At 63.9% G+C, this 24,217-nt stretch carries 21 protein-coding genes and 1 tRNA gene; 11 read left to right on the top strand and 11 right to left on the bottom strand.

The annotated features are described in order from the left end of the window. Window positions 1–10 precede the first annotated feature (10 nt). From pheS to B9N93_RS10800, 6 genes are all read right to left on the bottom strand, one after another. Entirely contained in the window at window positions 11–1,033 is a 1,023-nt protein-coding gene (gene pheS / locus B9N93_RS10825) for a phenylalanine--tRNA ligase subunit alpha (RefSeq protein WP_085213511.1), read from the bottom strand. Between the two features lie 89 nt (window positions 1,034–1,122). Beyond that, window positions 1,123–1,470 (bottom strand): 50S ribosomal protein L20, encoded by a 348-nt coding sequence (rplT, locus tag B9N93_RS10820; RefSeq protein WP_085213509.1) that lies wholly within the window; start codon window positions 1,468–1,470, stop codon window positions 1,123–1,125. A gap of 31 nt (window positions 1,471–1,501) precedes the next feature. Next, a complete protein-coding gene (gene rpmI / locus B9N93_RS10815) occupies window positions 1,502–1,699 on the bottom strand; it encodes a 50S ribosomal protein L35 (RefSeq protein WP_085213507.1) in 198 nt (65 codons plus the stop codon). A gap of 24 nt (window positions 1,700–1,723) precedes the next feature. Next, window positions 1,724–2,248, bottom strand: a complete 525-nt coding sequence (gene infC, locus B9N93_RS10810; protein ID WP_176225368.1) for a translation initiation factor IF-3 — start codon at window positions 2,246–2,248, stop codon at window positions 1,724–1,726. A gap of 21 nt (window positions 2,249–2,269) precedes the next feature. Beyond that, complete coding sequence (thrS, locus tag B9N93_RS10805; protein ID WP_085213505.1) at window positions 2,270–4,186, bottom strand: threonine--tRNA ligase; 1,917 nt, start codon at window positions 4,184–4,186, stop codon at window positions 2,270–2,272. Window positions 4,187–4,243: 57 nt separating this feature from the next. Next, window positions 4,244–4,320, bottom strand: a tRNA-Val gene (locus tag B9N93_RS10800). 179 nt (window positions 4,321–4,499) lie between these two features. On the opposite strand from B9N93_RS10800, the gene B9N93_RS10795 reads away from it, so the two are divergent. Together B9N93_RS10795 and B9N93_RS10790 are read left to right on the top strand one after the other, a co-directional pair. Beyond that, window positions 4,500–5,045 carry a Slp family lipoprotein gene (locus B9N93_RS10795; protein WP_085213503.1) on the top strand — a complete coding sequence of 182 codons (546 nt, stop codon included), beginning with the start codon at window positions 4,500–4,502 and terminating at the stop codon, window positions 5,043–5,045. Further along, window positions 5,045–5,557 carry a Slp family lipoprotein gene (locus B9N93_RS10790; RefSeq protein ID WP_085213501.1) on the top strand — a complete coding sequence of 171 codons (513 nt, stop codon included), beginning with the start codon at window positions 5,045–5,047 and terminating at the stop codon, window positions 5,555–5,557. The genes B9N93_RS10795 and B9N93_RS10790 overlap by 1 nt, the downstream gene beginning before the upstream one ends. Window positions 5,558–5,680: 123 nt before the next feature. On the opposite strand, the gene B9N93_RS10785 is transcribed toward B9N93_RS10790, so the two are convergent. Next, window positions 5,681–6,907, bottom strand: coding sequence for an outer membrane protein assembly factor BamB family protein (locus tag B9N93_RS10785; RefSeq protein WP_085213499.1), 1,227 nt, complete (start codon window positions 6,905–6,907; stop codon window positions 5,681–5,683). 183 nt (window positions 6,908–7,090) lie between these two features. Then, complete coding sequence (locus B9N93_RS10780; RefSeq protein WP_085213497.1) at window positions 7,091–8,659, bottom strand: multicopper oxidase family protein; 1,569 nt, start codon at window positions 8,657–8,659, stop codon at window positions 7,091–7,093. Between the two features lie 348 nt (window positions 8,660–9,007). Here B9N93_RS10780 and ftsH point away from each other — a divergent pair, with 348 nt between their 5' ends. The 4 genes from ftsH (at window position 9,008) to B9N93_RS10760 (ending at window position 13,683) form a co-directional block, all read left to right on the top strand. After that, window positions 9,008–10,942 carry an ATP-dependent zinc metalloprotease FtsH gene (gene ftsH / locus B9N93_RS10775; protein ID WP_085213495.1) on the top strand — a complete coding sequence of 645 codons (1,935 nt, stop codon included), beginning with the start codon at window positions 9,008–9,010 and terminating at the stop codon, window positions 10,940–10,942. Between the two features lie 76 nt (window positions 10,943–11,018). Further along, window positions 11,019–11,873, top strand: coding sequence for a hypothetical protein (locus B9N93_RS10770; protein ID WP_085213493.1), 855 nt, complete (start codon window positions 11,019–11,021; stop codon window positions 11,871–11,873). Window positions 11,874–11,879: 6 nt separating this feature from the next. Then, window positions 11,880–13,145: a glycosyltransferase gene (locus B9N93_RS10765; protein WP_085213491.1), complete on the top strand. Its 1,266-nt coding sequence runs from the start codon at window positions 11,880–11,882 to the stop codon at window positions 13,143–13,145. Between the two features lie 10 nt (window positions 13,146–13,155). After that, window positions 13,156–13,683: a hypothetical protein gene (locus B9N93_RS10760; RefSeq protein ID WP_125468938.1), complete on the top strand. Its 528-nt coding sequence runs from the start codon at window positions 13,156–13,158 to the stop codon at window positions 13,681–13,683. Between the two features lie 6 nt (window positions 13,684–13,689). On the opposite strand, the gene B9N93_RS10755 is transcribed toward B9N93_RS10760, so the two are convergent. After that, the gene (locus B9N93_RS10755) at window positions 13,690–15,150 is read right to left on the bottom strand and encodes a glycosyl hydrolase family 57 (protein ID WP_085213487.1); all 1,461 of its coding nucleotides are present in this window, start codon (window positions 15,148–15,150) and stop codon (window positions 13,690–13,692) included. A gap of 112 nt (window positions 15,151–15,262) precedes the next feature. Between B9N93_RS10755 and B9N93_RS24655 the strand changes: the two genes are divergently transcribed. The 3 genes from B9N93_RS24655 (at window position 15,263) to B9N93_RS10735 (ending at window position 18,247) form a co-directional block, all read left to right on the top strand. Continuing rightward, complete coding sequence (locus B9N93_RS24655) at window positions 15,263–16,291, top strand: DUF3530 family protein (protein ID WP_176225225.1); 1,029 nt, start codon at window positions 15,263–15,265, stop codon at window positions 16,289–16,291. Window positions 16,292–16,776: 485 nt separating this feature from the next. Continuing rightward, entirely contained in the window at window positions 16,777–17,532 is a 756-nt protein-coding gene (locus B9N93_RS10740; RefSeq protein WP_085213483.1) for a proteasome-type protease, read from the top strand. Window positions 17,533–17,698: 166 nt separating this feature from the next. Next, entirely contained in the window at window positions 17,699–18,247 is a 549-nt protein-coding gene (locus tag B9N93_RS10735; protein ID WP_085213481.1) for a hemerythrin domain-containing protein, read from the top strand. 46 nt (window positions 18,248–18,293) lie between these two features. On the opposite strand, the gene B9N93_RS10730 is transcribed toward B9N93_RS10735, so the two are convergent. Both B9N93_RS10730 and B9N93_RS10725 read right to left on the bottom strand, forming a co-directional pair. Further along, the gene (locus tag B9N93_RS10730) at window positions 18,294–19,760 is read right to left on the bottom strand and encodes a PAS domain S-box protein (protein ID WP_085213479.1); all 1,467 of its coding nucleotides are present in this window, start codon (window positions 19,758–19,760) and stop codon (window positions 18,294–18,296) included. A 462-nt stretch (window positions 19,761–20,222) separates the two neighbouring features. Beyond that, window positions 20,223–21,596, bottom strand: a complete 1,374-nt coding sequence (locus tag B9N93_RS10725; RefSeq protein ID WP_085213477.1) for an ammonium transporter — start codon at window positions 21,594–21,596, stop codon at window positions 20,223–20,225. A gap of 609 nt (window positions 21,597–22,205) precedes the next feature. Between B9N93_RS10725 and B9N93_RS10720 the strand changes: the two genes are divergently transcribed. Together B9N93_RS10720 and B9N93_RS10715 are read left to right on the top strand one after the other, a co-directional pair. Continuing rightward, window positions 22,206–23,486, top strand: coding sequence for a hypothetical protein (locus B9N93_RS10720; protein WP_125468936.1), 1,281 nt, complete (start codon window positions 22,206–22,208; stop codon window positions 23,484–23,486). Continuing rightward, on the top strand, window positions 23,470–24,018 hold the full coding sequence (locus tag B9N93_RS10715; RefSeq protein ID WP_085213473.1) for a GTP-binding protein: 549 nt from the start codon (window positions 23,470–23,472) through the stop codon (window positions 24,016–24,018). The genes B9N93_RS10720 and B9N93_RS10715 overlap by 17 nt, the downstream gene beginning before the upstream one ends. Window positions 24,019–24,217: the final 199 nt, after the last annotated feature.

The raw sequence follows: 24,217 nt of genomic DNA, 5'->3' as shown, positions 1-24,217 counted from the left end.
TTAATTCTTCTTAGAAAGCCGCGAACTGTCCGAGGAACTTGAGATCGTTCTCGAAAAACAGCCGTAGGTCGTTGATGCCGTAGCGCAGCATGGCCATGCGCTCCACGCCCAACCCGAAGGCGAAGCCGGTGTAGCGTTCCGGGTCGATACGCACGAAATCGAACACCTTGGGATGGATCATGCCGCAGCCCATCACTTCCAGCCAGCCCGTCTGTCCGCACACCCGGCAACCGGAACCGCCGCACATCACGCACTCGATATCGACCTCGGCGGACGGTTCGGTGAATGGGAAATAGGACGGGCGGAAACGGACCTCTACATCCTTCTCGAAGAACAGGGTGAGGAAGTCGTACAGGATGCCGCGCAAATCGGCGAAGCTGACGTTCTCATCGACCAGGAAGCCCTCGACCTGATGGAACATCGGGGTATGGGTCAAATCGGAATCGCAGCGGTAAACCCGCCCTGGGGCGATCACCCGGAGCGGCGGCTGGCGCGATTCCATGATCCGCACCTGCACCGGCGAGGTGTGGGTGCGCAGCAGGGTATGCTCGTCGAAATAGAAGGTATCGTGCATCGCCCGCGCTGGATGGGAAGCGGGGATGTTGAGCGCCTCGAAGTTATGGTAATCGTCCTCGACTTCCGGGCCTTCGACGATTTCAAAACCCACCTGTGCGAATAATTCGGAAATGCGGCGCAGGGTCAAAGTGACCGGATGCAGACCGCCGGTATGCTGGCCGCGACCTGGGAGGGTCACGTCGATGGTTTCGCGGGCGAGGCGTTGCTCAAGTTCGCGAAGTTCCAACCAGGATTTATGGGCTTCCAGTTCGGCGACAAAACCATCCTTGGCGCGGTTGATCTGGGCACCGGCCTCCTTGCGTTGGTCGGGCGGGATACCGCCGAGAGCCTTCATGCGCTCGGTGAACAAGCCCTTCTTGCCGAGATAATGCACCCGCACTTGATCCAGCTTGACGAGGGTATCGGCCTCGGCCAAGTCCTTGCGCGCCTGCGCGAGAACATCTTCGAGAGGGGTCATCACGGCGCCTTGCTCAGTACTTGTGGGGGATAAACGAGCGCGGGAGAGAGCGTATGGCAACGCCCTTCCCGCCGGGGAACGCTGGGGTATTAACCCTTGGCGATCTTGGCCAACTCGCCGAACGCTTCTTTGTCGCGCACGGCCAAATCCGCCAACACTTTGCGGTCGATTTCGACGGAAGCCTTTTTCAGGCCGTCGATGAAGCGGCTGTAGGACAGGCCGAACTCGCGGGCCGCCGCGTTGATGCGGACGATCCACAGGGCGCGGAACTGACGCTTTCTCTGTCTGCGGTCGCGGTAGGCATATTGGCCGGCCTTGATGACGGCTTGCTTGGCGATGCGATAAACGCGGCTACGGGCGCCGTAGTAACCCTTGGCTTGCTTGAGCACCTTCTTATGGCGGGCTCTAGCGGTTACCCCCCGTTTTACTCTAGGCATGGAGACCTCTTACTCTCGAATCGTAGTGGAATCAGCTATGTGGCAACAGACGGGCCACGCCGCGGACATCGGAATCGTGGACCATATTGGCCCCCCGCAATTGGCGTTTACGCTTGGTGCTTTTCTTGGTGAGGATGTGGCGGCGGTGCGAGTGATTGCACTTGAAACCGCCGGAAGCGGTTTTCTTGAAGCGTTTGGCCGCGCCGCGATTGGTTTTCAATTTTGGCATGATAGTCTCCAGGTTGAAGTCGGGTTATTTTTTGCGTTTGGGCGCAAGCGTCATACTCAACTGCTTGCCTTCCATTTTCGGGAACTGCTCGACCACCGCATGCTCCACCAAATCGGTTTCGATCCGTTTGAGCAGGTCCATACCCAAATCTTTATGGCTTAATTCGCGCCCGCGGAACCTGACGGTTACCTTGGCCTTATCGCCTTCGGTCAAGAAACGCACGAGATTGCGTAATTTGACCTGATAGTCGCCTTCGTCGGTACCGGGGCGGAATTTAACTTCCTTGACCTGAATTTGCTTCTGCTTTTTCTTCGCGGCTTGCAGCTTTTTATTCTGCTCGAAGCGAAACTTGCCGTAATCCATGATGCGGCAAACGGGAGGCTCGGCTCCGGGTGAAATTTCCACCAGGTCCAATTCGGCCTCATAAGCCATTTGCTTGGCTTCCCTGATCGATACGACCCCGACTTGGTTGCCTTCCGAGTCGATCAAACGGACACTGGGGACCATGATCTCGTCGTTCAGGCGCGGTTCTTTTCTTTCGGCAGTGATATCCTAATCCTCCACAGACGATTATTGAGCGACAGCGCGGGTCGCCGCCTCTTCGGTGAGCAAACGGATAAGCTCCGGCCACTCGAAGCTGCCGAGGTCCTTGCCTTTTTGGGTACGCAGGGAAACGGTGCGGGACTCGACTTCCTTATCGCCGACAATGAGAAGATAAGGGACGCGCTGCATGGAATGCTCGCGGATTTTAAAGCCGATCTTCTCATTTCTCAAGTCGGTTTCAACCCGGAAGCCGTGCCGGGCCAATTCACCCGCCAATGCCTCGACATACCCGGCTTGGCTATCGGTGATATTCATGACCACCGCTTGGACGGGCGCGAGCCATAGGGGAAAATATCCCGCGAAATGCTCGATCAAAATACCGATGAAACGCTCCATCGAACCCAAAATCGCCCGATGCAGCATCACGGGGGTATGTTTGGCACCGTCTTCGGCCACATAGGCCGCGCCCAGGCGTTCCGGCATGGAGAAATCGACCTGGATGGTGCCGCACTGCCACACCCGGTCCAGGCAATCGCTCAAGGAGAATTCGATCTTCGGCCCATAGAAAGCGCCTTCGCCCGGCTGCAATTGGAAGGCGATACCCTTGCTGTTCAAGGCGGTTTCCAGCGCGGCCTCGGCTTTGTCCCAAACTTCGTCGGAACCGACACGCTTGGCGGGACGGGTCGAGAGTTTCACCAACACCTTGTCGAAGCCGAAATCGGCATAGACCTTGTGCAATAGGTCGATGAAGCGGGACACCTCGTCCTGGATTTGCGTCTCGGCGCAGAAGATATGGGCGTCGTCCTGGGTGAAGCCGCGCACGCGCATGAGGCCGTGCAGCACGCCGGACAACTCGTTGCGGTGGCAAGCGCCGAACTCGGCCAAGCGCAGGGGCAGATCGCGGTAGCTCTTCAAGCCTTGGTTGTACACCTGGATATGGCAGGGGCAGTTCATGGGCTTGATGGCGTAGTCGCGCTCTTCCGAGTTCGTGGTGAACATCTCGGATTGGAACTTGTCCCAGTGGCCGGATTTTTCCCACAGGGTGCGGGACACGACCAGGGGCGTGCGGATTTCCTCGTAGCCGTTGGTGCGGAACACCGAGCGCATGTATTGCTCGACCACCTGCCACAGCACCCAGCCCTTGGGATGCCAGAACACCATGCCCGGCGCTTCTTCCTGCAAGTGGAACAAGTCGAGGGTCTTGCCGATCTTGCGATGGTCGCGGCGCTCGGCTTCTTCCAGGCGGTGCAGGTAATCCTTGAGGTCTTTCTTGTCGGCCCAGGCCGTGCCGTAGATGCGTTGCAGCATCTCGTTCTTGGGATCGCCGCGCCAATAGGCTCCGGCGATCTTCATCAGCTTGAAGGCTTTGAGTTTGCCGGTATCCGGCACATGGGGACCGCGGCACAGATCGATGAAATCGCCCTGGCCGTAGAGCGAAATATCCTGGTCCGCAGGAATATCGCGGATGATCTCGGCTTTGTAAGCCTCGCCCTGCTTCAGGAAGAATTCGGCGGCTTCGTCACGCGGCATCACTTGGCGCCGCACCGGCAGGGCTTGGGCGGCCAGTGCCTCCATCTCCTTTTCGATGGCGACCAGGTCTTCGGGGGTGAAGGGGCGCTCGTAGGCGAAGTCGTAGTAGAAACCGTTATCGACCACAGGGCCGATGGTGACTTGCGCGGTGGGGAACAGCGCTTTGACCGCCTGGGCCAGGAGGTGGGCGGTGGAATGGCGGATGACTTCGAGGCCATCGGCGTCTTTACCGGTCACGAGAGCGACTTGGGCGTCGTTCTCGATCACACGGGACAGATCGACCAACTTGCCATCGATGCGTCCGGCCAAGGCCGCCTTGGCGAGACCGGGGCCGATGGATTCGGCGACTTCCAATAGCGTGACGGCGCGGTCGTAGTGCCGGGTCGAGCCATCGGGCAGCGTAATCACGGGCATCGTTTCATCACCTCGCTAATAAAAAAAGCATCGCTTTGCGATGCTTTTTTCTGGGTTTGGTAGGCGCGATTGGACTCGAACCAACGACCCCCACCATGTCAAGGTGGTGCTCTAACCAACTGAGCTACGCGCCTGCAATCAAGAGCGCTTATTATAACGGGATTTCATGGGAGCGCAAGCCTTTTCTTGCGGATGCCGACATAAGTCGTGCCAACCGCGTCCGGGATAGCCTTGCCGGTGGGCGGTCTAAACTATCGCCCAGGATGAAACCGCTCTTTAAGTTTCTTTTCTATCCATCATCGAGGACCGCGACATGGACATCCACCCGACCCATCTGCCCTGGTTCTTGCTGCCCCTCCTCCTGGTGGGGTGCAGCGCCAGCCCCATCTCCAAGCCGCTGCGGCAGGCGGCGGAACAACAACCCGCGTTCAGCGCCATCGCCGTCCAACCCGAGCGCTTCAAAGGCCAGGCGGTCGTGCTGGGCGGCAGCGTGATCCAAACCACCAACCAGCCGAAAACCACCGAAATCGAGGTCTTGCAGAAACCCCTCAGCCGCTACAACGACAGCCCCGAGGACAACGACCGCAGCGCCGGGCGGTTCCTGGTGCGCTGTCCCGGCTTCCTGGATTCGGCGCTCTATGCCAAGGGGCGGGACATCACGGTGGCGGGTCCGGTCGAGGGCGCGGAAACCCGGCCCCTCGACCAAATCCACTACACCTATCCGGTGATCGGCTGCCAGCAAATCCACCTCTGGCCGACCCAGCCGCAAGCGGCCTATTACTATCCGGCCTATCCCTATGGCTACGGAATGGGCTGGGGCGGCTGGGCGGGATATTACCCTTATTGGTATCCGTACTGATGCGATGGAACCGCCTGGCCCGGCATGGGTTGCACCTCGGACTCTGCTGGGCGCTCTGGCACCTGGGCGGCTGCGCCACGGCGCTGTCCGGCACCGCCATGGATGGAGTGACGCCGGGCATCACGCCCGGCGCGGTACTGGACGACCCCCGGAGCCACATCGGACAAGTCGTGCTGCTGGCCGGTCCCATCCTGGGGTTGGAAAACCGCAGGGACGGCGCGATGCTCGAAATCCTCGGCTATCCCACCACGGCGCGGGGCTTCCCCGATACCAGCGAACCGGCCTTGGGGCGCTTCTTGCTGCGCCATCCCGCCGCTTTGGACCCCAAAGCATATTGGCCGGGACGTTCCATCGCCGCCGCGGCGCGGGTCGAAGGCGAGCGCGAAACGACCCTCGGCGGCACCGTACAGCGCCGCCCCGTGCTGCGCTCCCTGGAATTGAAACTGCTGCCGGAACCCGCCTTGTACGATTCGCCCATCCTGATCGGTATCGGAGTGATGGGCGGGTTCTAATGCTGCTTCAACGGGATTTTGGATTCTGGCTTAGAGCGCTTGAGCGCTCCTACCCCGCTGGCCCCAACAAAAAGGGCGTCCCGCAGGACGCCCCCGATGACCCACTCACGGGTTTCCAATTCCTCAAGGCTGTGGCGGCAAGCCATAGGCCCGCAAACTTCCATTGGTATCGCTGGCATAAAGCTTCCCATCCACCACCTGGAGCGAATAGGCCATAGAATCGCTGCCGCCCAGGGGTCGGCTGGTGTAGACCGGCATCAAACTGAAGAAGTCCAGGGCGAACAAGGTATGGATGGCCCCCGGCCCGAAGCTGTCCAAGGTCAGGTAGACCACGTTGTTGGCGACCACGATGTCGGAACTGAGCCGGGCCGCGCTGATGCGGAATTCGCGGAGCGGTTTGCCGGTCTTGCCCTCGAAGGCGGCGACCCCGCCGGGTGCCGGGAACAGCACGGTCCCCCCGGCCACGGCGGGCGACAAGAACAACCAGCCGCTAGCCTTCTTGGGCAGGCTCCAGACCTCGGCACCGGTCTTGGCGTCCAAAGCGGTGGCCCGACCGCTCTCCTCGCCGAAGTAAACCAAACCGTCCGCCACCGCGACCGGGACATATAAAGTGCTGCGGATGACACTCCATAGCTGGGTTCCGGTGATGGCGTCGAAGGCGGTGATCCGCCCCCTCCCCTTGGGCTTGGGCACCCAATCGTGGTCCGAAAGATAGACCACGCCATCGGCCACGCTCACGCCATTGTCATAGAAGATGGTCTTATCGGCGGGTGCCTGCCCCTGCCACAAAACCACCCCGGTTTTGGCGTCCAGGGCGTACACCGAGGGCGGCGCGATGTTCTGGAAACCATAGGAAACACTGACATAGACCACTCCATTGGCCACGGTGGGCGCAGAAATATGCTCGCCGGCGAAAGTCTGCCGCCACACCTTGGCCCCCGCCTTGTTCTTGTTATAGGCACCGACCTCCACCATCGAATGGCCGGAAACCGCGCTGCCCAATACAAGGTTGCCCACCAGGGCCGGGGCCGTACCGCAGCCGGGCACACTCCACAGCACAACACCGGTGGTGGGATCGTGGGCGGTGAGGTTGGAGCCGCATTGGTACACCACGCCATCGGCTTCGGCGATGGGAGCGGTGCGGTAGAACGCCGTTTCCGCCGACCACACCGGACGCAACCGGGCCACGGTATTGCTGTTCAACTGGCTTTCATTGGGGTTGTAACGGGTTTGGGCGGCGTCGTAGCCGCTCTGCCGCCAAGCCTGGACGGGGGCCGCCTGGGCGGCGAGGCCGACCCCGCACAACAAGGCGCAGGCGGCGATCTTCAGGGAAAAACGCGCTTTGGACATATCGGGTCTCCTGGAAGGCAATGGGTCCGGTCGCCGGGATGGCAGACCACCATGAATCAATACCGCGACCCATCCTCGTCCAAGCTATCGGACAGGTCAACCCGGATCGGACAACCCATGTCCAAACGATAAGTCAAGCCCACCCGACAGGATTAGCCCGCGCTCCGGGTGGGCACACCACCCCTACTCCGATCCCGGACTGGTCACGTTGATAATCGACATCATGCCGTTGTCCTCGTGCGCCAGGATATGGCAATGGAACACATAGGGACCGACGAAGCGGCTGAAGCGGGTCCGTATCACCACCTCGCCCGGCGTCCGGTGGCCCGCCGCGTCCGTGGTCGCATAGGGAATCGGCACGGTATCCACCAAGGACCGCGCCTGCTGCGGAACGCCGTTGACGCTCACCACCTGGATATCGTTGACGTGGAAATGGATCGGATGCAGTTCATCCGTGTTGTTCTGGAACACCCATTCCTCGACCGTGCCGGTCTCCGGCGTGGCATCGACCCGGTTGGCCCCGAAAGTGCGGTGATTGATGAAAAAACGATTGGTGTTCTGGTTCTCGGACAGCACGAACACGCGCTGCTTGGCAATGGCCGCATCGCTCAGATCGTCGAAGCCCTTGAGCCGCTTGGGCAGGGCGGTGGGTTCCGCAACCTTGCCGGTCACGTTCAAGGTCGCCAGCAGGGCCAAGGGGTACGTGTCGCCCGCCGGGCCGGTATCCATCGGCGCGGTGAGGAGGGAATAGCTACCCGGCGTCCTGGCCTGCACCAGCACATCGAAGCGCTTGGCCGGGGGCATCAGCAATTGCGTGGTGGTCCAAGGGCGGCCGAGGATATTGCCATCCTCGCCGATCACGGTGAAGCTCAGCCCGGACAGTTCCAGCGTATACCAGATATCGGCCCCGAGATTGCCGAGATGCCAAAGCTGGGTCTCGCCCGCCCGCAGTGCCAGGGTCGGCTGGACCAAACCGTTCACCGTGCGATGGGTGGCGGCGTTGGAATCGATATTGGTCGCCGGGATCGTGTTCCCGCCGTCGTACTGGAAATCCTTGAGTTGCAGGAAGCGCTGCTTAATATCCTGCAAATCCTGGGGCAAAAAAGACTCCTGCCCACGCACATAAATAAACCCGGACAACCCCCCGAACACCTGTTCCTCGACCAAGGGATGTAAATGCGGATGATACCAATACGAACCCGGCGATATACCCTTGGGCAAATCATAACTGTAGAGGAATTTGGAGCCGCTGGGCAAATCCACGAAGATATTATCCTGATTCCCCATCGGCGACACGAAGAAGCCATGGGTATGCAGGTTGGTGGGTTCGCCCAGTTGGTTATTGAGGGTCACTTGCAGATTATCGCCGGGGTCCACCACCAAGGTCGGCGGGGCGAACGCGGGCGGATAGCTCTGCCCGTAAGCGCTGGCGGCATAGACGCGGGCGTTGACCAGCTTGCCGCTGATCCGCACCGGGGTCGCCATGGCGGTCAACTCCACTTTCAGCACGCCTTGGCGGCTGCGGATCACCGGCGGTTCGGCCAAGGGCAGGCCGGTCAGGATATCGCCGGATACGCTGTTGGGAATCCGGGGCGGCGGCGCAGCCGGGGCCACCTCGGCATCCATACGATGCCCGGCATGGACCGCGCCGGACTGCACCGCCGCTGCGTCCCCCGGCCCGTCGGCCCCCCAGGCCACTCCCATCAGCAACGCAATCGCTCCCGCCACCACAGATTTATTCAAAGCATGCATAGCCACCTCTTATCGGTTTTAGTTATCGTTTATTCATGTATCGGCCCGGTCCGCGCCCGCCCACGGCGGACCCGGCGGGACCGAACCGGAATATAGCCCAGGATAGGGCCATCCACCGGATCGAGCGCCGATCCCACGCCGACGCCATGGGCTGTGAACTTTCATTCCCCACGACTAACGCCTACACTCGCCCCGGATCGACGCCCCGCCCGTCCACAACGCCGCCCGCAACAAATCCAAGCTAGGATGCGCCTTGAACAGCGGCGGACGGCCCCCATCCTTCACAGCAACCCCCGCCCCGCGCAACGGCCGGAACCGGCAACTCCCCTGCGTTTTAAGGAGAACACCATGAACAAAGACCCCTCCCCCGCCAACCCTCTGCTCAAAACCCTCCGGGAATACTGGCAAAAGCTCGCCGACTCGCTCAAATCCGCCAACCCGCTCGGGAAGCCCGAGGTGGAAATCAATCCCCAAGGCGATGGCCAGCGCCGCCGCAACCTGTTGTTCTTCTATGCTCTGCTGTTCTTCGCCACGCTCTACCTGTGGCAGGGCTACCAGGAAGTCCGCCAGGACGAAATCCCCTACAGCGATTTCCTCAAATACGTGCAGGAACAGCGCATCGAGGACGCCGTCGTCACCGACCAAGTCATCACCGGCACCCTGAAACCCAAGAATGGCGAAGAGCGCCGCCGCTTCATCACCGTGCCCCTGTGGAACCAAGACCTCGCCAAAGACTTGGAAGCCAAGGGCGTCAAATACAGCGTGCGCTACGGCAGCAATTGGCTGGGCAATTTCATCTTCAACTGGTTATTGCCCATCGCCATCATGATCGCGTTGTGGAGTTGGATGGCCCGGCGCATGACCGGCGGGGCGGGCCGCGGCTTCCTCAGCATTGGCCGCAACCGGGTCAGGATCAACGCCGATATCTCGGTCAACGTCACCTTCCAGGACGTGGCCGGGGCCGAGGAAGCCAAGCAGGAACTGCGGGAAACCATCGAATTCCTGCGCGACCCCAGCCAAATCCAGCGCCTGGGAGGACGCATGCCCAAGGGCGTGTTGCTGGTGGGTTCGCCCGGCACCGGCAAGACCCTGTTGGCGCGGGCCGTGGCTGGCGAGGCGGGCGTGCCGTTCTTCAACATCAGCGGGGCGGAATTTATCGAGATGTTCGTCGGCGTCGGCGCGGCTAGGATGCGCGATTTGTTCGAACAGGCCCGCCAGAAAGCGCCTTGCATGATCTTCATCGACGAACTCGACGCCATAGGCCGCGCCCGGGGCGGTCCCGTGGTCATGGGCGGCCACGACGAACGCGAACAGACATTGAATCAACTGCTGACCGAGATGGACGGCTTCGACCCGTCGGTGGGCGTGGTGGTGATGGCCGCGACCAACCGCCCGGAAATCCTCGACAAAGCCCTGCTGCGGGCGGGCCGCTTCGACCGCCAGATCGTGGTGGACAAACCCGGCCTTGAAGACCGCCTCGCCATCCTCAAGCTCCACACCGCCAAGATCACCTTGGCGCCGGGCGTGAACCTGCGCATCGTGGCCCAGCGCACGCCGGGGCTGGTCGGCGCGGACCTCGCCAACATCTGCAACGAAGCCGCCATCATCGCCGTCAGGAAAAACCAGAACGCGGTGGACCTGGAAGATTTCGAAGCGGCGATAGACCGGGTCATCGCCGGTCCCGAGAAGAAATCCCGCACCCTCAACGAAGCCGAGAAGCGCCGGGTGGCCTACCACGAATCCGGCCATGCCCTGGTCGCCGAGATCGTGCCGACCGGCGAGCCAGTGCATAAGGTATCGATCATCCCGCGGGGCGCGGCGGCGCTGGGCTATACCCTGCAACTGCCGGTGGAGGAAAAATTCCTCTCGACCGAGGCCGAATTGCGCGACCAGATCGCCATCCTCCTGGGCGGGCGCACGGCGGAGGAGCTGGTGTTCGGCGATGTGTCGAGCGGGGCGCAGAACGATTTGGAAAAGGCGTCGGAAATCGCCCGCGCCATGGTCTGCCAACTGGGCATGAGCCAGCGGCTCGGTCCCCTGACCTATGGCCGTCGCCAGCGCTTGGCCTATCTCGCCACCGAAGGCATGGAGGAGCGCAATTTCAGCGAGGAAACCGCGAAGCTGATCGATGCCGAAGTACGCGGCTTGGTGGAGGAAGGCCAGCGCCGGGCGCGGGAAATCCTTGGCGAGCGGCGCGGAATCCTGGACGTGATCGCCCAGCTGCTTCAGGATAAGGAAGTCGTCGGCGGAGAAGAAATCAAGGAAGTCATCCACGGCGGCTGAACCCAGGGGCGCGGGCCGGGAATCCGCAACGCCACCGGCCCGCGCCCCCCTTGATTCCCCATCCCCAAACATCACAATGACCCCGAGCATCGTCCGACAATTGCCCTTGGTCCTCGCCCTCTTATGTGCGCTCGGCCCCGCCGCCGCCGCCGAAAAACACCCCGGCAAGGCCAAACCCCAACCCGGTAAAGCCACCGCCCCCGTCCCGGCCAAGGCGGCGCAACCGGCCAAAACCACCGGACCTAAACACCCTCATCCAGCTCCCGTGGCCGCGAAGACGCCACCCCAGCCCCCATCGGCACCGGAACCGAAGCTTGCCATCCCGGAAATCCAAGCCAGCCCTGCCACTGCCCCGACGGAACCGGCACCCCACCCCAAAACCCGCCACGCGCCCGCCAGCGCACCCGCACCAGCCGCCCCGGCCAGCGAAGCCGACTACCTCGCCGAAATGGAAGCCTGGCGCAGCTATCAAACCGAAATGGCGCGGGCCTGGAAGCAATACCAAGCCCGGACCATCACCCGCGCAGCCTATGACGCCGAAGTCAAGCGCAGTTGGACGGCCTATGCCGCCGTCGCCGGGAATGGCGCAGCCACCGGCACCGCCCTGGGCAACAAAGACGCCGCGCTGGATCAACTCCGGCTATGGCTGGACCTGGACTTCTGCAACACCGACCAAGCCGCCGCCGCCATCCGCCGCCATTACGGCATCAGCGGCCCGACCGAGGACAGCGGCCCGGTGTTCGCGGGGCTGTTGCACCGCTTCGTGCAGACGGCCTCGCCCGAAACCCAGCAGCGCATCGAACGCGAAATCGCCGACTACCGCCGCCAATCCGCCGACGATATCCAAGACCGGGTCGAGCGCATCCAGGCCAATCTCGGCACCCGCGATATCCGCAAGGCCTATCGCGGTTCCTGGTGCGGCAGGACTTGAAGGTCCATGCGCGTCCTGTTCGTCCACCAGAATTTCCCCGGCCAATACCAGCGCCTCGCGCCCCGGTTGGCGGCCGATCCTGGAAATCAAGTGGTGGTCCTCTGCGCCCACCGCCGCCCCTTGCCCCCCGGCCTCCAAGCCCTGCGCTACACGGTGCGACCGGACTTCGCCAGCGGCCTCCACCCCTGGCTGGAAACTACCGAAACCCGCGTCCTCATGGGCGAGGCGGCGGCGCGGGCGGCCTTGGAACTCAAGCGCGGCGGCTTCACCCCCGATGCGATCTGCGCCCATCCCGGTTGGGGCGAAGCCCTGTTCCTCAAGGACGTGTGGCCGGACGCGCCGCTCTTGTGCTATCTGGAATTTTTCTTCCAGCGGGGCAACCACTTCGGGGCGTTCGATCCCGCATACCCGGAGCGCGGCTTCGAGGCGGAATGCGCCTGGCGGATGAAGAACAGCTTCGCCCTGCATGGACTCGACGCCATGGACTTCGGCGTCAGCCCCACCCAGTGGCAGGCCGCGCAGTTCCCGGATTACCACCGCCCGCGCATCCAAGTCATCCATGACGGCATCGACACCCACGCCGCCCGGCCCGACCCGGATGCCTTTATCCAACTCGCGGCCCATGGTCTCACCCTGCGCCCCGGCGACCCGGTGGTGACTTTCGCGGGCCGCAGCCTGGAACCGGCCCGCGGTTTCCCGAGCTTCATGCGCGCCCTGCCCTTGATCCAGCGGGCCTGTCCCCAGGCGCGGGCGATCATCGTCGGCAGCGCAACCGCCAGCTATAGCCCGGCGCTGCCCGCCGGCGACAGCTACAAGCAACGCGCCCTGGCCGAGGTCGGCGCCCAACTGGACATGGGCCGGGTGCACTTCGTCGGCACCCTGCCCCACCCTTTGCTGCTGACGCTGTTCCAGGTGTCCGCCGCCCATGTCTATCTGAGCTATCCCTATGTGCTGTCCTGGTCGATGCTGGAAGCGATGGCGGCGGGCTGCTTGGTGGTGGGTTCCCGCACGCCGCCGGTCGAGGAAGTAATCGAGGACGGGATGAACGGGCTGTTGGTGGATTTCTTCTCGCCCGAGTCCATCGCCGGGGCGGTGATACGGGCGCTGCAACAGCCGGAACAGCTACGGGATTTGCGGGCCAACGCCCGCCGTACCGTGGTCGAGCGCTACGACCTGGAACGCCTGTGCCTGCCCCGGCAGATGGCCTTGGTGCGTACCGTGGCGGAAAGGCGCTATCCCGGCGGGCACCTTCCCCTGGCCCCATACCCTTGACTGGTTTGCCATGCCCAGACCCCGATCCCGGTCGATAGCGCTGTTATTGGTGGTTTTGTCCGCCTGCGCCTCGCCCCCCGCCACCGAACCCGGCGTGGTCGAAGCCCCGCGCCTACATGCCCAATGGTGGCGCGGCGAATTCTACGGCTACGACGAAGCGGCCTACCGCCTGCGCCACACGGCGGCGGGGGACGCACTCGTCGTGGATTTGCGCTATGGGGCCGCCAGCGCCGATTTTCGCGCCATCGACTGGCCGGGACTGGGCATCCAGCCTTTGCGGGTGTTGGAGCATTCGGCGGAGCGTTGCCAGGTGTTCGGCAGCCTGCAATCGCGCTGCATTTATCACGATGTGCTGGACCTCGACCCGCCGCCAGGCGCTTTGGAGCGGGCGCGGGCCGAGGGGGTGGAATTGGCTTTGCTCGGGAAAGCGGGCGGGCGGCGGGCGCTGGCTTTGCCGGGCGGCTATATCGGGGAATTCTTGCGGGCGCGGGATGCGGTTGCCTGGCAGGACGGGCCGCAACCCGCCCCACACCACTAATCCACCTCAAAAATCGTGCGTCGCGATCTCCACCGCCCGCCGGCAAATCTCCCGCCCATAATCGGTCCACTGGCCCTGCCCCCAATAACGGTAGCAACTGGTCTGCGCCGTCATCAGATGGAACAGCGCGTTGCGGTAGCGCCTATCGCTGGTGGACGCACCGGACTTCAGCACCTTCTGGTAAAACGCCGAACTGGCCTCCTCCATCGGTCCCAGCACGTTGTCATAGCCGCGCACCCAGGAAATATCGTTGGTCCAACTGCCGCCCTCCATGTGGAAACGGTGATCCTCCTTGCGGATATCCTCGATCACGGTTTCCAGCTTGGCGGGGCCCTCGCCCGGCGTGTAACGGTCCCAAATCTTCTTCTGGAACAAGGGCTGGACCACCGGCAAATCGCTTTCTTTAATGCCCATGGCGAACAGGAATTCCAGGTATTCGGTGGCGTTCATCAAGGGGGAACGGCTGCCGCTGGCTTCCCGCACCGCGTCCATGAACTTGCCAGGGAATTCGTTCATCATCACCCCGCCGTTCTCGCCGTCGGCGATCTGCGTCACCAGGGGCGGAACCGAACGCCCCGCCAAGGTCCAGCGCGACAACCCCTTGGCCTCGTAGAACGGCTGCATCTGCGCCACCAGCTTGGTGTCGCTGCCCTGGGTCTTGATGATGGCGATGATATCGACGCGCTCGCCCGCCGAATTGGTGCAGACCAGCCGGTGCGGCAGATGCTTGAGTTCCGGGCCATGGCCGCTTTCAGGAAGCTCGACCGTGTGTTCCTGCACCAAGAGCCAGGTGAAACCGCAGTCGCGCAGGGTCTTGATATATTCGTAGGCCACGTCGGGATGGTTGGGCAGGGCCATTTCCGAAGGCGAGAAGCCGCGCACCCGCTCCAGCGCCTCCAGGCCGAAAATAGCGGCGAAATGGTGCTGCCACGCCTTGACGTGCAGGCGGTAATCCTGCGCCGGGGTCGAAGGCGCGACCGCGTGGCCCCAGGGCGCGCCCAGCCATTCCACGCCCTGGCGGTAATCCGGGTTGCAGGTCACATTGCGCAAGGTGTCGAACACATCGTGCAGGCCCATCTTGCGCAGCCCGTGGAACAGCGTGCCGGAATATTCCAGCATCACCCGGGGGCTTTTGCCCTCGTGGAACAACTGCGGCACGAATTCGCCGATGCGCTTATAGCACCAGTGGAATACCGGGGCGTTGTGGTTGTCGCCGACGCCCTGGTTCCACATCATATATTGCAGGTTACTGATGATATCGGCGCTGCGGAGGTCGCCGCCGCCCGCCGGGATCAAGGGCTGGTGCATGTGCAGGGCGATGGCGCAGGCGCTGTCGATCTGGTCGAAATGGATGGGGCTGGCGGGCTTGTACACCTCGGCGGGACGGTTCCGCAGGGTGGCTTCGATCAAGGCTTCGGAACCGGAGATATTGGGCAGCTCGTCGATGTATTCGGGAAGATGTTCCATGGCAGGCTCCTCTAAACTGTGGAGGGGTTGGTTCGGCACCGGACCCACGGGGACCGGCCCGCCGCGACGGCCCGAGTGTACACGAATCCCCGGACCCGGCAGTCCGGCCTTGATGCAACTTATCCGCCATGAACCGCCTATCCCGCTCCGCTTCCATTCCGCGCCGCCGTGGAGTCCGAGCCCTCTGGCCCGGCTGGCCGCTACTACTGGCGATGGCCGCGCCGCTGGCGGCCCCCGAACCGCCAGCGGCACCTGCGAATCCACCGGCCACCCCGCCCGCGTCCGAGCCACCCACCACGGCTCCACCCGCCGCGCCCGACGGTACGCCCGCGCCACCCAGCACACCGGCTTCGCCCCCCCCAGCGCCCCGACGCCCGCGACCACCAACGCCCCGGCGCCAACCCCGCCCGCCGCGCCAGCGAAACCCAAGCCCCCAGAAGCCAGCGACCTGTTCCCACCCAGCGAAGTGGTCAAACTGACGGCGGACGGCACGTCCTTCGAGGGCTTGTTCCGCGAAACCCCGGCGCGGCGAATCCGGGGCGCGATCCTCCTGATGCATGGCCGGAGTTCGGCGGCGAACGATCAAGCCATCGTCGATCCGCTCCGGGTCCGGCTGCCGGAACGCGGCTGGTCCAGCCTGTCCCTGGCCTTGCCGGATACGCCGCCGGGCCAAACCCAAGCCGGGGCACGGATCAAAGCGGGCGTGGACTTCCTCAAGGGCAAAAACTTCAAGTCGCTGATCCTGCTGGGACACGACCAGGGCGCACGGACCTTGCTCGACTACCTGTTGCAACAGGAGACCGATCCCGCGGTCAAGGCCGCCGTGGTGATCGACCCGGTGCCGGGCATATTCGCGCCGGGCATGGGGATCGGCAACGAACAGGCGGCGCGGCTGCGGCTCCCGGTCCTGGACCTCCGCACCGGGCGGGATATCGCGGTCCTGGGGGAAGAGGCGCGCCTATGGCGGGTGGCGTTCCGGGGCGATCCCGGCTACCGGCAATCGGTCCTGAACGACCCCCATCCCGATTGGAAGGATATGGAGGAATTCGTGGAAAACCGCGTCCATGGCTGGCTGGTGCGGCTGCAACAAAGCGCCGATCCCGACTCGGCACCGGTCCGGGATGCCTCTGGTCTCCCCTGAAATCCCATGCACCCTGAATATCACTCCATGGCGGGGACTACGTAGTTCCTCGTAGATAGCGACGGAATCTACTAATTTACCGATAAACGAAGCCGCGGTTAAATAGGCACCAAGTCTGGCGGAAACATTTTGCATCGGTGTTCCGTTTCGGACTGGGGGACTGAAACCCGGCCGCAAGGTCGGGTTTCCGTTTTTTTGGCCCCCCGGAAATCCCGCTTCCCGCCCCTTCCTTCCCCACCGCGCCGCCTCATGGCGAGGCATAAACGCGCCAAAACAGGGCAAACCCTTCTCCCCCCCACACGCCCGGCCCAGTCCCGCATCCCTTGCGCAAGGGGGTAAATGCCGGACTTGCGCAAATGGCTTAATTTCTGCCTAATGTGCCGACCCGTGCCGCGCCCCCTGGCCGATTCCCCGGAACCCCTGCCGCACGGCGGCCCAAGACCTAGCATTCAAGAATTAAAAAGACCTTCAGGACCCGGATAGCCATGACTTACTGCCTTTCGATCAACGTAGACCGCGGCTTGATTTTCTGCTCCGACTCCCGCACCAACGCCGGGATGGACAATATCGGCAGCTACTCGAAAATGCATACTTTCATCTGGCCGGGCGACCGGGTGTTCGTCCTGTTGTCGGCGGGCAATCTGGCGACTACCCAGGCCGTGGTGAAAAAACTCAACCACGATATCGACCAGACGCTGGTCCCCAACCTGCTCTCGGTGGGCAGTATCAGCGAAGCCGCCGATTACGTGGGCATGATCAGCACCCAAATCCAGCGCCAACAGGCCACCCGCGACACGGCCAACACCAATTTCGAGGCCACCTTCATCTTCGGGGGACAGTTGGGGACGGCGACCCCGGAGACCTTCATGGTCTATCCGCAGGGCAACTACATCCACGAGTCCAGCGAACACCCGTTCCTGCAAATCGGCGAGACCAAATACGGCAAACCCATCCTGGATCGAACCATCAAGCGCGAGATCGACCTCGAACGCGCCGCCCGCGTGGCATTGGTGTCGATGAACTCCACCATCCGCAGCAATGTGACCGTCGGCCCGCCGGTGGAACTCCTGATCTATGAGCGAGACAGCCTCAGCGGAGGCCGTCGGCTGTTCCTCACCGATGACGATCCCTTCGCCCACGAACTGTCCGAACGCTGGAACAAGGGGCTGATCCTGGCCCTGGAAAGCCTCCCGGTATTTTCCTGGGAGGACAAGCTCGACAAAAAACCGTCCCCGTCCTAAGGCCGACGGTCCCTGCGGAGGGACTCGCCATCCACCGCGAATCGGCGCAGGATATAGGCCCAGCCACGCCGCTACCCGGCGTGGGCACCCGCCCCCCCGGAAGCCGGACGACGCGCCGTTTCCGGGACCGGCCCCGCCTTACCGGCTCCCCCGCAGGAGGTCCGCCATGCACCGCCTACTCAACGAACTGCACCAAGACCATGTCAACCTCGGCAGGGTCTTGCGTATCCTGGAGAACCAGCTCGGCCTGCTCCGCGCCGGCGCGGACGCGGACATCCACGTCCTGGGCGAAATCATCGACTATGTGCAGAGCTATCCCGACCTCGTCCACCATCCCCGCGAGGACATGATCTTCGCGGCCTACCGGGCGCGGGCGCTGCCGGGGATCGACGTGATCGAGCGCCTGATGGCGGAGCATCGAACCCTACTGGACAGCACCGCCCAGCTCAAGGTCTCGCTGGAGCAATGGCATTGCGATTCGCCGATGCCACGGGAACAGGTCGCCGGGCAGATCGACGACTACCTGCGCCTGCAATGGGAACACCTGAACCTGGAGGAAGGCTCGATCTACGGGATGCTGGCCGAAGGGCTGGGGGAAGAGGATTGGGCGGGGATCGAGGCGGGCCTGCCGCCGGGGTCCGATCCCTTGTTCACGGATCAGATGCGGCGGCGCTATCAGAACATCTACGAGCGGGTGGTGGAATCGGCCTATTAAGCCGGTCCCGGCGGGCGGGGGCCGGGGACCGGCCCCCGCCACGCCCTCAACCGGCGGCGACCTGCCGGAGCGGCTCGGTCCTGAGGGCATGATGGGCGGAGGGCACGGCCTCGACGGGCCACTCCGAATCCAGATGGCCCGGCAGATGGCCGCCGAACCCCGCGCCCTGGGCCAAGCGCGCGACGAAGGCGCGGGCCGCGCCGATATCCCGCAACACCACCACCGCCCCCGCCGCCTCCGCCCCGATCCGTAAGGGATAGGCGGCGAACTCGGCGAGGAAATGGGTGCCGTCGGAACGCAGCAAGGTTTCGTCGAAGCGGGCCGGCACCCCGTCCCGCAAGGTGCGCCGCAAGGGGCAGGGTTCGGCGGCCACCTCCTCCCGGCAATGGCAGAGGAACCCCAGCAAATCCTGCCCCACCGGCTCCCAACCGTCCTCGCAGCCGAGCAAATCCCGCGCCGCCCGGTTGATGAAGGTGCAGCGGCCCTGCCGGTCCATGCCCAGGATGCCCTCCCCCACCGATTCCAACAACAGCCGGAACCGCGCCTCGCTGGCCCGGAGCTTGGCCTCGGCCTGTTTGCGGTGGCATAGCTCCAGGTCCATCCGCTGGTTGGCGGCCAGGAGCAGGCTGCCCTGCCGCTCCAACTGCTCGGTGCGCTGGGCCACCAAATCCTCCAGCCGGTGGCGGTAATACTCCAGGTCGCGCTCGTTCTCCTTGTCCTCGGTAATATCGACCAACAGCCCTTGCACGAACAAAGGACGGCCCAGTTCGTCCCGCACCACCCGCGCCTCGTCCAGCATCCAGCGGACGCGGCCATCGCGCTTGAGCATCCGGTATTCGGCCCGCAGGGGCGCATGGTCCTCCCAGGTCCGCGCCCACAGCCCGGCCAACCGGGGCCGGTCCTCGGGATGCACCGCGCCAAGCAGCCCGTCCCGCGCCTCCCGCCAACGCTCGGCGGGATAACCCAGGCAGTCGGCGATGCGGGGGCTGAGATACAAGAGCCGCCCCGGCGGTTCCAAGGCGGCGAGGTAGACGATGGCCGGCATCTGCTCCACCAAGCCCCGGTACTGCGCCCGCACGGCCCCGAGTTCGGCCAAGGCCGCGCGGCCCACGCGGCGGGCCGCGCTCTCCCGCAAAGCCTTGAAAATCGCGGCGGGCAGCCATTCCAGGCCAGCGGCGGTCGCGACCACATAATCGGCGGCACCCGATTCCAGCGCCCGCAGCCCGACCCCAGCGTCCTCGGCCCCGGCCAGCACCACCACGGGCACATCGGCCCTTTCGCAAGCCCCGGCCAATTCCGCGAGCCGCTCCCAATCGGGCCGCCGCTGCTCCAAAAGCACGCAATCGCAGCCATCATCCCGCACCAAAGCGATGCCTTGCGCGACGCTCCCGGCTTCGCTGAGGACGAACTCGCCGCCGGATCGCGCCAAGACCCGCCGACAAGCCGCGCTATCGACGGGATCACTGGCGATGAGCAACAGGCGGATCGGGGGGGTGTGGGGCTGCGGGTTCATGCTGGGACTCCTTGGACTGGCCGGGACAATGGACGACACAGGGCAAAAGACACCACGGCGGGAGAACGCGGTCGGACAGGGGAACCCGATAGGGTAGACGCTATCGAACAAAGGTCGCGGGTATTATGGTGATACTGTCGTGTCCGGTTTTGTGAAAAAATCCGCGTAAACCGCTATGTGGCAGAAATTCTCGGGGACCGCACCTGCATGGGATGGGCCACCCTCCGTCCGCCGATGGAAGCCCGGACCAATATACAGAAACCTGCAAGTAGGGAAATAAGTATTAATGCTTAGGAAAATCCGGTCGCGCCGCCGGTGTGTCTGGGGACAATCCGCTGATAACGCTATAGCCGCGCCACAAGGATGTGGCGGACCGCACCTGTGTCACAGGCCCGCCGCCCGGTTGTACCCAATAGGAAGGCCAACCGCAGCGGGGGCCGCCATGGCGATGGCCCCCGGATTTTAATCGTGATAGGCCATTTCGCCATGTTCGGACAAATCCAGACCCTCCCGTTCCGCATCGGCGGCAACGCGTAGGCCCAGGGTCATATCCACCAGCTTGAAAGCCAGAAAGGCCACCACGCCGGACCAAACCAAGGCTACCCCGGTCCCCCAAACCTGGCTGAGCAATTGCGAACCCAGGCTATACTCGCCGAACCCATTGGCGACGTAATCATAGACCCCGGTGCCGCCCAAGGCCGGGGCGGCCACGAAAGCGGTCCCCAGGGAACCGATGATGCCGCCGACGCCATGCACGCCAAACACGTCCAGCGAATCGTCGTAGCCGAAATGGCCCTTCAAGCCGGTGACGGCCCAGAAACAGCCCGCCCCTGCCACCAGCCCCAACAGGATCGCCCCCATGGGACCGGCCCAGCCACAGGCCGGAGTCACCGCCACCAAGCCCGCCACCGCCCCGGAAGCCGCGCCCAGCACGGAAGGCATCCCCCGCGCCAGCCATTCGGCGGACATCCAGGCCAGGGTCGCCGCCGCCGTGGCCAGCAAGGTGTTGGCGAACACCAGCCCCGCCGCGCCGTTGGCCTCCAGGTTGGAACCCACGTTGAAACCGAACCAGCCCACCCACAACAGGCAGGCGCCGGTCATGGTCATCGGCATATTGTGCGGGGCCATGGGTTCGCGCCCGAAACCGATACGCTGGCCGACCAGCAGGCTGCCCACCAAACCGGCCACCCCGGCGTTGACATGCACCACCGTCCCGCCCGCGAAATCCAGCGCCCCCTTCTGGAAGATGAACCCGGCGGTGGCGGCCGCAGCCTCGGCGGCCTGGGCGTCGGTATAGGCGTCGGGACCGGCCCAGTACCACACCATATGGGCGATGGGCAGATAGGAGAAGGTGAACCACAGGAAGATGAACAACAGCACTGCCGAAAATTTCATGCGCTCGGCGAAAGCGCCCACGATCAAGGCCGGGGTGATGGCGGCGAAAGTAAGCTGGAACATCGCGTACACATATTCCGGCACATATACGCCCTTGCTGAAGGTGGCCGCGACCGAATCCACCGTGATGCCCCCCAGGAAGCTCTTGCCGAAGCCGCCGATGATGGCATTGCCCTCGGTGAAGGCGAGGCTATAGCCATAGACGGCCCACAGCAGCGCGACCAGGCAAAAGACCACGAACACCTGCATCAGGACCGACAGCACGTTCTTGGCGCGGACCATGCCGCCATAGAACAAGGCCAGCCCCGGCACGGTCATCAGGATCACCAACACGGTGGCGACCAGCAGCCAAGCGGTGTCGGGCTTGCTGGCCACGGGTTCGGCGGCCATCGCGCCGCCGGACAGGAGCAATAAAGCGAGCGAGGTCGATGGTTTAATCATGGACTCCCCTAAACGGTTGTTTCTGAAAGATTGTTTTCGTCAAAAATCACCCCATCCAGCCAAATCGCGATCCGTCCCTTCCCAAATGGGCGGATCGGGCCTTGGCCGTTCCACCGCCGTCCGCAGGCGGCGGCACATGGCGATGGGCCGCTGTATCCGGCCCCGGCCGACGGGATGCGTGGTCCCCGCCCCCCAGGCCGGTGTATTGCAATGAGCGGAATGCGTCCTAGCATTAAAAATGCCAAACATACGGGACAACCCGCGTGGGAGTGGTGGTGGCGGAACGAAACCCGCCCCAGACCCCCGGCCCCACCGCGCCACGCCTCCCGCCGACACCGGCCTTGTTTAGGCGATACCGACGCGCACCACGAACCAACCAAGTTCACGGCCAAGCTCAATAATGGTGCATATCCATACGCCGCATAGGGCCATAGCCCCAACGGACCCAGGCCATGGCGGCGTCACAAGCCCCGGTTAATTTCGGCTACACCCGACGCGGCGAACCCACGGGAGGTTTGGCACATAACCTGCTGGCCACCTGGAACATGCGGGACGCCCCCGCGACCACGCCGCCCCGCTCCGCTTGCCCCACTTCCCCGGTGAACGATCATGCCACTAGCGACAGAAGGCCAATTCAACCCCTCGTTCCACTTCCTTGGACTGATCCAGAAAGCCCTTTCGGACGGCATCCCCCGGCGTTGTTCGATGCCGGCCTGCCCCGAGGTCTATATCGTGCCCACCGACAAGGCCTACTACACGACAGCCCCCAACGTCCAGGCGCTGCGTGAACTCTGCCTGGCCGCGCCTTTCGACCTAATGGTGGAACCGGTGCCGGACTGGCGGCCCGACGGCGGCAAGGAAGCGGTGCAGGCGGGCCGGCTCTGGATGCGCAAACCCAAAGCCGAAACCGCCGCCCCCAGCCTGCCCGCCCGTCCCCTGCAAGAACTCCTGTGGTACGCCAGCCTCAGCGCCTCGCACGGGCAATTGCTGCACGGCTGCCGGGCCGACGATCTGGTGCGGCTCAAGCGCTGCCCGGATTTTTCGATCCTGCCCCACTCCGAACACGACATGACCCTGGCGGTATTCATGATGGAGGAGAGCGGCGACCTCCTGACCGTGGCCGAGGCCACCGGCATCCCGCTGGCCAAGGTGTTCGACTTCCACAACGCCTGCGCCGCCCTGGGCCTGATCGAGCGCGGCAACGCCTTCGACCCTGGTGAATACCTGGCCGGCGCGATCCAGCGGGCGCTGGTCGACCGGCAGATGCGGCGCTGCGAACTGCCGGGCCGCGCCCCTTTGTTCCTGGCCCCCGCCGAAGGCAAGTACTACACCCAGGGCGACGCCGCCACGGTCGCGGCCTATGCCACGGCCTCGCTGGCGGAAATGGACATCGGCATCGCCGACGGCCTCGGCACCCAGGCCGGGGAGGAGGAAGAACTGGTGCAGATCGGGCGGATGTGGGTACGCCGCAAGAAAGAAGTGCAAGTGGCCGCGCCGCCGGCCTATCCGCTGACGCAACTGCTATTCCGGGCCACGCTGGACACCTCGCGCGGACGGTTGGTGGCGGGTAGCTCCCTGGGCGACACCGTGCGCCTGACCCGCTGGCCGGAGGCCCACTGCCTGGAACTGGACCGGCGGTTTTTCGCGCTGGCGGCGTTCATGTCGGCCAATACCGCCTCGGTGGCGAAGATTTCCGAATACACCGGCATCTCGCTGGGGCGGGTGGCGGAATTCCACAACGCCTGCGCGGCGCTGGGCCTGATCGAGACCGGCGGGACCGAGAGCATCAAGGCCAAGCCGGTGGCGGAAGGCCAGCGCGAAATCTACCGGAAGATATCCAAGGCCCTGGAGACCATGAAGGCGGGCGCGCAGCATGAGCCAACCTCCTAAGGGCAATCCGCAGATCAAGCTGGTGTTCACCGGCAGCGTGGGGGCGGGCAAGACCACGGCGATTTCGGTCATCAGCGAGGTGCCACCGATCATGACCGAGGCCCGTCCCAGCGACGACGTGGCGTTCCGCAAGAGCAGCACCACGGTGGCGATGGACTACGGCGAACTGACCCTGGAAGGCGGGATCAAGCTGAACCTGTACGGGACGCCGGGCCAGCGCCGTTTCGATTTCATGTGCCATATCCTGACCAAGGGCGCGTTGGGGCTGATCGTCCTCATCAACAACGCCCATCCCACGCCCTTGGATGAGTTGGACTACTACCTCAACCTCAACGCCGATTTCCTCAAGGACCGGCCCGCCGTGATCGGCGTGACCCACCTCGACGAAGCCGCCACGCCCAGCATCGAGGAGTATTACCAATGCCTGGCCGAGCGCGGGGAATATTGGCCCGTGCTGAAGGCCGACGCCCGCAGCCGGGACGATGTGACGATCCTGGTGAACGCGCTGCTGTCGGTGCTGGAGTTCGGCTGAGGCTGCCCTTCCGCCCAGGTGGAGTGGGGTGGAATCCGTGACGACCCGGTCGCTTGGGGGTCACGGATTCCACCGGGTTCCGGTTGGGCGGGTTTCCTTCCTCAACATCCTCTGGCCCGGCGGGTTGTAGCATTGGGCGGTTTAACGCCGTTTCGCCCCCACCGGGATATACGCCAGGAGTCGGATGCGTCCTGCCATT

This window comes from Methylomagnum ishizawai (genome assembly GCF_900155475.1).
In the GTDB taxonomy this organism is placed as follows: domain Bacteria; phylum Pseudomonadota; class Gammaproteobacteria; order Methylococcales; family Methylococcaceae; genus Methylomagnum; species Methylomagnum ishizawai_A.
Note: the sequence above shows the minus strand (reverse complement) of the source record. Positions and strands in the feature narration are given on the sequence as shown.

What these genes read in the sequence shown, in the direction of transcription:
- pheS (WP_085213511.1), bottom strand. Translation starts at nt 1,033, where the DNA reads ATGACCCCTCTCGAAGATGTTCTCGCGCAGGCGCGCAAGGACTTGGCC.
- rplT (WP_085213509.1), bottom strand. Translation starts at nt 1,470, where the DNA reads ATGCCTAGAGTAAAACGGGGGGTAACCGCTAGAGCCCGCCATAAGAAG.
- rpmI (WP_085213507.1), bottom strand. Translation starts at nt 1,699, where the DNA reads ATGCCAAAATTGAAAACCAATCGCGGCGCGGCCAAACGCTTCAAGAAA.
- thrS (WP_085213505.1), bottom strand. Translation starts at nt 4,186, where the DNA reads ATGCCCGTGATTACGCTGCCCGATGGCTCGACCCGGCACTACGACCGC.
- B9N93_RS10795 (WP_085213503.1), top strand. Translation starts at nt 4,500, where the DNA reads ATGGACATCCACCCGACCCATCTGCCCTGGTTCTTGCTGCCCCTCCTC.
- B9N93_RS10790 (WP_085213501.1), top strand. Translation starts at nt 5,045, where the DNA reads ATGCGATGGAACCGCCTGGCCCGGCATGGGTTGCACCTCGGACTCTGC.
- B9N93_RS10785 (WP_085213499.1), bottom strand. Translation starts at nt 6,907, where the DNA reads ATGTCCAAAGCGCGTTTTTCCCTGAAGATCGCCGCCTGCGCCTTGTTG.
- B9N93_RS10780 (WP_085213497.1), bottom strand. Translation starts at nt 8,659, where the DNA reads ATGCATGCTTTGAATAAATCTGTGGTGGCGGGAGCGATTGCGTTGCTG.
- ftsH (WP_085213495.1), top strand. Translation starts at nt 9,008, where the DNA reads ATGAACAAAGACCCCTCCCCCGCCAACCCTCTGCTCAAAACCCTCCGG.
- B9N93_RS10770 (WP_085213493.1), top strand. Translation starts at nt 11,019, where the DNA reads ATGACCCCGAGCATCGTCCGACAATTGCCCTTGGTCCTCGCCCTCTTA.
- B9N93_RS10765 (WP_085213491.1), top strand. Translation starts at nt 11,880, where the DNA reads ATGCGCGTCCTGTTCGTCCACCAGAATTTCCCCGGCCAATACCAGCGC.
- B9N93_RS10760 (WP_125468938.1), top strand. Translation starts at nt 13,156, where the DNA reads ATGCCCAGACCCCGATCCCGGTCGATAGCGCTGTTATTGGTGGTTTTG.
- B9N93_RS10755 (WP_085213487.1), bottom strand. Translation starts at nt 15,150, where the DNA reads ATGGAACATCTTCCCGAATACATCGACGAGCTGCCCAATATCTCCGGT.
- B9N93_RS24655 (WP_176225225.1), top strand. Translation starts at nt 15,263, where the DNA reads ATGCAACTTATCCGCCATGAACCGCCTATCCCGCTCCGCTTCCATTCC.
- B9N93_RS10740 (WP_085213483.1), top strand. Translation starts at nt 16,777, where the DNA reads ATGACTTACTGCCTTTCGATCAACGTAGACCGCGGCTTGATTTTCTGC.
- B9N93_RS10735 (WP_085213481.1), top strand. Translation starts at nt 17,699, where the DNA reads ATGCACCGCCTACTCAACGAACTGCACCAAGACCATGTCAACCTCGGC.
- B9N93_RS10730 (WP_085213479.1), bottom strand. Translation starts at nt 19,760, where the DNA reads ATGAACCCGCAGCCCCACACCCCCCCGATCCGCCTGTTGCTCATCGCC.
- B9N93_RS10725 (WP_085213477.1), bottom strand. Translation starts at nt 21,596, where the DNA reads ATGATTAAACCATCGACCTCGCTCGCTTTATTGCTCCTGTCCGGCGGC.
- B9N93_RS10720 (WP_125468936.1), top strand. Translation starts at nt 22,206, where the DNA reads ATGCCACTAGCGACAGAAGGCCAATTCAACCCCTCGTTCCACTTCCTT.
- B9N93_RS10715 (WP_085213473.1), top strand. Translation starts at nt 23,470, where the DNA reads ATGAGCCAACCTCCTAAGGGCAATCCGCAGATCAAGCTGGTGTTCACC.